The sequence below is a fragment of the Jejuia pallidilutea genome (assembly GCF_002973595.1).
GTDB lineage: Bacteria > Bacteroidota > Bacteroidia > Flavobacteriales > Flavobacteriaceae > Jejuia > Jejuia pallidilutea.
This window is the reverse complement of sequence record NZ_PVEO01000022.1, coordinates 1-5459: the sequence shown is the minus strand read 5'-3', so window position 1 is coordinate 5459 and position 5459 is coordinate 1. Positions and strand designations below refer to the sequence as shown.

6 protein-coding genes and 1 pseudogene are annotated in these 5459 nt (G+C 29.8%); 6 read left to right on the top strand and 1 reads right to left on the bottom strand.

The window, feature by feature from the left end:
- The first annotated feature begins 160 nt into the window (after positions 1–160).
- From CLV33_RS17260 to CLV33_RS17230, 6 genes are all read left to right on the top strand, one after another.
- Entirely contained in the window at positions 161–1078 is a 918-nt protein-coding gene (locus tag CLV33_RS17260; protein ID WP_211297579.1) for an ABC transporter permease, read from the top strand.
- Positions 1075–1755 (top strand): ABC transporter ATP-binding protein, encoded by a 681-nt coding sequence (locus CLV33_RS17255; RefSeq protein WP_105474927.1) that lies wholly within the window; start codon positions 1075–1077, stop codon positions 1753–1755. The genes CLV33_RS17260 and CLV33_RS17255 overlap by 4 nt, the downstream gene beginning before the upstream one ends.
- A 154-nt stretch (positions 1756–1909) precedes the next feature.
- Entirely contained in the window at positions 1910–2485 is a 576-nt protein-coding gene (locus CLV33_RS17250) for a hypothetical protein (protein WP_105474926.1), read from the top strand.
- 153 nt (positions 2486–2638) lie between these two features.
- Positions 2639–3244: a hypothetical protein gene (locus CLV33_RS17245; RefSeq protein WP_105474925.1), complete on the top strand. Its 606-nt coding sequence runs from the start codon at positions 2639–2641 to the stop codon at positions 3242–3244.
- A gap of 863 nt (positions 3245–4107) precedes the next feature.
- Positions 4108–4581 (top strand): hypothetical protein, encoded by a 474-nt coding sequence (locus tag CLV33_RS17455; RefSeq protein ID WP_146109775.1) that lies wholly within the window; start codon positions 4108–4110, stop codon positions 4579–4581.
- Between the two features lie 213 nt (positions 4582–4794).
- Positions 4795–5091, top strand: coding sequence for a hypothetical protein (locus CLV33_RS17230; protein WP_244906458.1), 297 nt, complete (start codon positions 4795–4797; stop codon positions 5089–5091).
- Between the two features lie 238 nt (positions 5092–5329).
- Here the strand turns inward: CLV33_RS17230 and CLV33_RS17755 are convergent.
- A pseudogene (locus CLV33_RS17755) lies at positions 5330–5459 on the bottom strand (IS110 family transposase); the annotation flags it as partial.

The window sequence follows — 5459 nt, the reverse complement described above, 5'->3', positions numbered from 1 at the left end:
ACCTGCGCATAACAATGTATAAAAATAATTGCTATTTTTAGACTAAACTAAGGTAATAGCACGTTTGTTCGCTTCTGATTTTCCTTCGGAAAATCTTCGCGCACACAAACGCAACTATTATTATACGCGAACGTTGCCAACCATTAGAAAAAAATTGCGAATGAAAGAATATTTCCAACTTCAATTTAAAATGCTTAACCGAAAAATGATTGATTTCGGAATGCCACTTTTGATTGGATATACACTTTTACCAATTATTTTCATTTTGCTTTCTAATTATCTATTTGAAAAAACAGAGTTTGCAAATTATGCTTATGGATTATTGGCAATAAGTTTCGTTTCAAAATTAAGTGAACCTAAAAGAAATGATTTTTTAAAATCTATCTTCAATAAAGACAAGTATAGAAAATTAAGAATAACAGAAAATCTTATCTATTGTTTGTCTTTTACTCTTTATCTAATTTATCAAAAACAATTTATCTTTTCTGCTATATTGAATTTGTGTATAATATTTATCACGCTGTTCAATTTTAGTACAAATCTAAATGTTACAATACCAACACCATTTAACAAAAAACCATTTGAATTTACAGTTGGTTTTAGAAAGACATTCTTTATTTTTCCAATAGCTTATTTCTTGACTTATATTTCAGTATCAGTTGGAAATTTTAATCTTGGTGTTTTTTCTATGCTATTGATTGGATTAACTTGTTTTTCATATTATTCAAAAATAGAAAACGAATATTTTGTCTGGAATTACAATTTATCGTCAAAAGAATTTTTAATAGAGAAAACAAAAACGTGCTTAATTTATTTTACAATTTTAAGCTTACCAGTAATAATAACTTTAAGTATTTCATTTTTTAGAGAAATAGATATTTTAATTATTTTTATTCTTTTATGCTACGCTTATTTAACAGCAATAGTTTTAGCTAAATATTCGTCTTTCCCAAACGAAATGAATATGTCACAAGGAATTTTAATTGCAATTAGTTTTATGTTTCCACCAATACTATTAGTATTTATTCCTCTTTTTTATTCCCAATCAGTTAAAAAGTTAAATACCGTATTACAATGATTAAAATTGAAGAACTATCAAAATTTTATGGTAAAAAACAAGTTTTAAATACAATAAATTTAGAATTTAAGAAAGGTAAAATTTATGGAATCGTTGGAGAAAATGGAGCAGGAAAAACAACTCTTTTCAGGTGTATTTCAGGACTTGAAAGCTATAAAGGAAACATATCATCTGACTTTTCCAAATTAAAAAACCATTTAGGACTTTTATTAACAGAACCTTACTTTTTCTCTAAAATAACTGGTAAAGAATATATACAACTACTTGCCAATGCAAGACAGACAAAACTAACCAACATTGAGGACAAAAATATATTTGATTTACCATTAAATCAATATGCTTCGACTTACTCTACTGGAATGAAAAAGAAATTGGCTTTAACTGCCATACTTTTACAAGCAAATAATGTATTTATTCTGGACGAGCCCTTTAATGGCGTTGATATACAAAGTAATTTAATTATAACAGAAATAATAAAAAGATTTAAAAAGTTAGAGAAAACAGTAATTATTTCATCTCATATATTTTCAACTTTAGCGGACACTTGTGATGAAATTTATTTAATGAAAAATGGAGAAATCATAAAAAAAGTAGACCAAGCGGATTTTAATACTCTGGAAAAGGAAATGAAAGAATTTACCATCGGAAACAGAATTGACAAACTTGAATTAAAATAAATAACGGTTGGCAACAATGTGTATAATTCATTGCTAGTAAAAGCTTACTTACGAAAGTCCTCGCAGTCTTTCTATCTGTAATTTATTTGCTAACTTTAGTGCTTAAACACGCAACGAAATCATACACCAATACGTTGGCAATAATTAAAACTAAATGAGAAACTTCCTGATTTTATTAATACTTTTTGCTTACAACAATACTATTGCGCAAGAAGTAATTGAAATGAAAGAAGTTTATGAAGAGAATAATTTAGTGTATAAAATTAGTGATGACGTACTTTTTACTGGAATTGCTCAAGTTAAACGGAAAAACGGACATCTAGTTTATGAAGAGGAATTTAAAAATGGCGTTATTTTATTTAGCTATTTATATTTCAACGGAAAAGAAAAGAGACTTTCGACCAAAACTATATACAACCCAAAAAAACCTAATGTTCTTTTAAAAGAATTTATGTATGACCTACAGAAACAGATTTTTGAAATTCACACCTATAACGATGACGGAATAAAAATACTTCGAGAACAATTTACAAATGGAAAAGTGTCCTATAGTTGCCAATATTTAGGGAAGAAAAAGCACGGAATTGAATTGGGTTATAAAGATGGCGGAGAAAAAATGACTTTTCGTTGTGAGTATATTAATGGAAAGAAAAACGGAACCGAATATTGTCTAAAAGAAGACGGAACGGAAACTAAAAAACAATATAAACTCGGAAAAAGAATAAAATAACTATTGCCAACACAGTATATAAAAAATTGCTGGTTTTGGCTTAAACAAAGGTCGTTGCACGTTTGTTACGTCTGATTTTCCTTCGGAAAATCCTCGCACACAAACACGCAACTTTCCATATACATAAACGTTGTAAACAAGCTAAACAAACCTATGAACTTCATAAAGAAACTCTTCGGAAAACAAAAAAATAATGATGTCGGAAATTTTATTGTGGCTACCTTAAATGATAAAATTATGCCTATTGACAGAGGAGAAATTTATGAAGACCCATTAGAAGAATTACTAAAAGCAAACGGAATTGGAGAAGTGACAGGTGGAGGAACAATGCAATTGAAATCAGGAGAACTTGAATATTGTGATTTAGAAATTAAACTGTATTCAAACGAAATAAACGAAAATGATATTCAGTTAATAATAAAAAAACTGGAGGAACTCGGAGCACCTAAAGGTTCAAAATTGACAATAGAAAAAACTGACCAAAAAATAGAATTCGGACAAAAAGAAGGGTTAGGAATTTACATTGATGGACAGAATTTAGACCCTGAAGTTTACAAAAACTCTGATATTAACTTTGTGATTTCGGAAATAAAAAAATTGACTAATGACAATTCAGAAATTACAAAATATTGGGAAGGCGGAACTGAAACTGCTCTATATTATTACGCTGACTCTTTTACTGAAATGAAAGAGTCAATTATGGAGTTTGTAAGCACTTATCCATTATGTAAAGGAGCAAGAATAGAACAAATAGCATAAAAAGCCAGTTTACAACAACGTATAAAATTAATTGCTAGTACTAGCCTACTTACGAAAATCCTCGCGGATTTTCTATTCAGTTTTTATTTGCTAACTTTAGTGCTTAAAACACGCAACTAATCTTATACAAGACCGTTGGCAACAAGCTGAAAGAACGAAATGCTGAAAGGAAAGCGCAAACTGATTTTACTAATTGTCTTCATTATTCTGACTTTCATTTTCGGAATGAAATATGAATTGGATTATCGGATTTTGACTCGCAGAACGGTAAAATATTTGGCGGATTACAAACTCGGATTTTATGGTGGAAAGGACTTTCGGATTTTTGAAACGGACATTGCTTTCATTCTGACATTAATCCCAATTGGATTTTATTTTACATCTCGAAGAATTAGTTCTTTGAAAAAAATAATCGGACTGAATCTAATCTATCTGATTTTAATTCCGACTTTTTATTGTCTGTATTGTTATTTCGAAAGTCAGTTTATCAAAATAACCATAACTAACCCAATAATGAATAACGGAATTTTGAAATATCATCAAAATAACGTGAATTATAGAATGATTTTATTTCTGACAATAATCTCGACTTTTATAAGCGGATTAGTAATTAAGAAAATAGCGAATGGAAAAAAGCCAGTTGCCAACAATGTATAACCGCAATTACGGCGGATTCGACTACGTCCGAATCCACTCGGAATTGCTAAAGTCAGTGCCAAACCGAAAATAATCGCTAATTTAACCCGTAACTGACGGTTATACGAGACCGTTGTGCTTAATTAAAAAAGAACATCCTGAAAACGACAAAAATCATATTTCTGATTTGTACAGTTCTACTAACCAACTGTTATTCGACAAAAAAATTGAGTCGAAAAAGTGAATATTTACCAACTGACTTCAAAAAGTTTGGAATAAATGGTTATTACGATAACCGTATGAAAGATTCGACAGTTCGTGAACTTTGGACAACTCTAAAAGAAAACTATAGATTTGAATGGGATACTTTAAAAACAAAAAAAACAATCGTAAAATTAGAACTAATCGATAATGAAAAGCTGAATATAAGCCTAATGAACGAAGGCAAGGTTTTGGACAAATTCTATGTAAATGGAAAGGTTAAAGGAGATTATTTCTCAGTTGACAAAAATTTGACTTTTATACCCTTTTTTCCTATTTATTATATGCATAAAGAAAGTAAAACCATTCTTGGAAACGATAACGATGGGAATTTGATAGTAGTTCACGGATATATTGGAGAAGGACATATCTTGATTATGGGAGGAGGTACCAGAAGAATAAATAGTACAAAATATAAAAGAATAGAAAATAAAAACTAAGCACAACACCGTATAAAAAAAATTGCTAGTTTTAGCTAAACCAAAGTTAGTTGCTCGTTTGCTAGCTTCTGATTTTCCTTCGGAAAATCCTCGCACACAAATACGCAACTTTCCTTATACATAAACGTTGTAAACAATTTAAGACGAACATTGCGAAAAGTATTGAAATATGGACTATTGATATTCGGAACGCTAATTCTAATCGGATTTGCTTTGAAAGGGAATATCACTCATGAACAATTTGACTCTGAAAAGTGGAAAAACTGGACGGAATCAGAAGCTGAATGGTCGTTGCGTTGGGATATGATGAACAGTTTGCGAAATAATCACGAACTGAAAGGAAAATCGAAAACGGAAATAATTGAATTATTGGGAAAACCCGATTCAGAAACGAATTCGGATTTTAGATATTATTTAGGAATGTCCAAACGTGGAATTAATACTGGAAGTTTAACTATTAAATTTAATGAAAAAGGAATAGTAACGAATTTTTCAGTTTGGCAAGGATGAAATGGTATAAACTGAATTTAATCAATAAAGCTGTATTCGTTATTGCATTTGCAATATTGATATTCATTTTATTTGGTAGCAAAGGACCATGGGATTTATACTTTTACATATTTTGCGGAGCTATTTTGTTTATAGTATTATTAATTGATGCGGTAGTTCAAGCCATTAAAGATGACAATAGGACAAAAAAGTAAAAACTGTTTACAACAAAGAACTGAGGTAAAAAACAAGTAAACTATTACTTATTTATTACTAAAGAGCTTCTGTAATCTGCATCGTATGGCAATCTATTTTTTACAACTGCAAATGCTTGTTTTAATAACTTGTTGCACACTGCAATAAGAGCTAGTTTTTTGCTTTTGCCCTTG

Coding starts and splice junctions, on each gene's coding strand:
- CLV33_RS17260 (WP_211297579.1), top strand. CDS start 161: ATGAAAGAATATTTCCAACTTCAATTTAAAATGCTTAACCGAAAAATG.
- CLV33_RS17255 (WP_105474927.1), top strand. CDS start 1,075: ATGATTAAAATTGAAGAACTATCAAAATTTTATGGTAAAAAACAAGTT.
- CLV33_RS17250 (WP_105474926.1), top strand. CDS start 1,910: ATGAGAAACTTCCTGATTTTATTAATACTTTTTGCTTACAACAATACT.
- CLV33_RS17245 (WP_105474925.1), top strand. CDS start 2,639: ATGAACTTCATAAAGAAACTCTTCGGAAAACAAAAAAATAATGATGTC.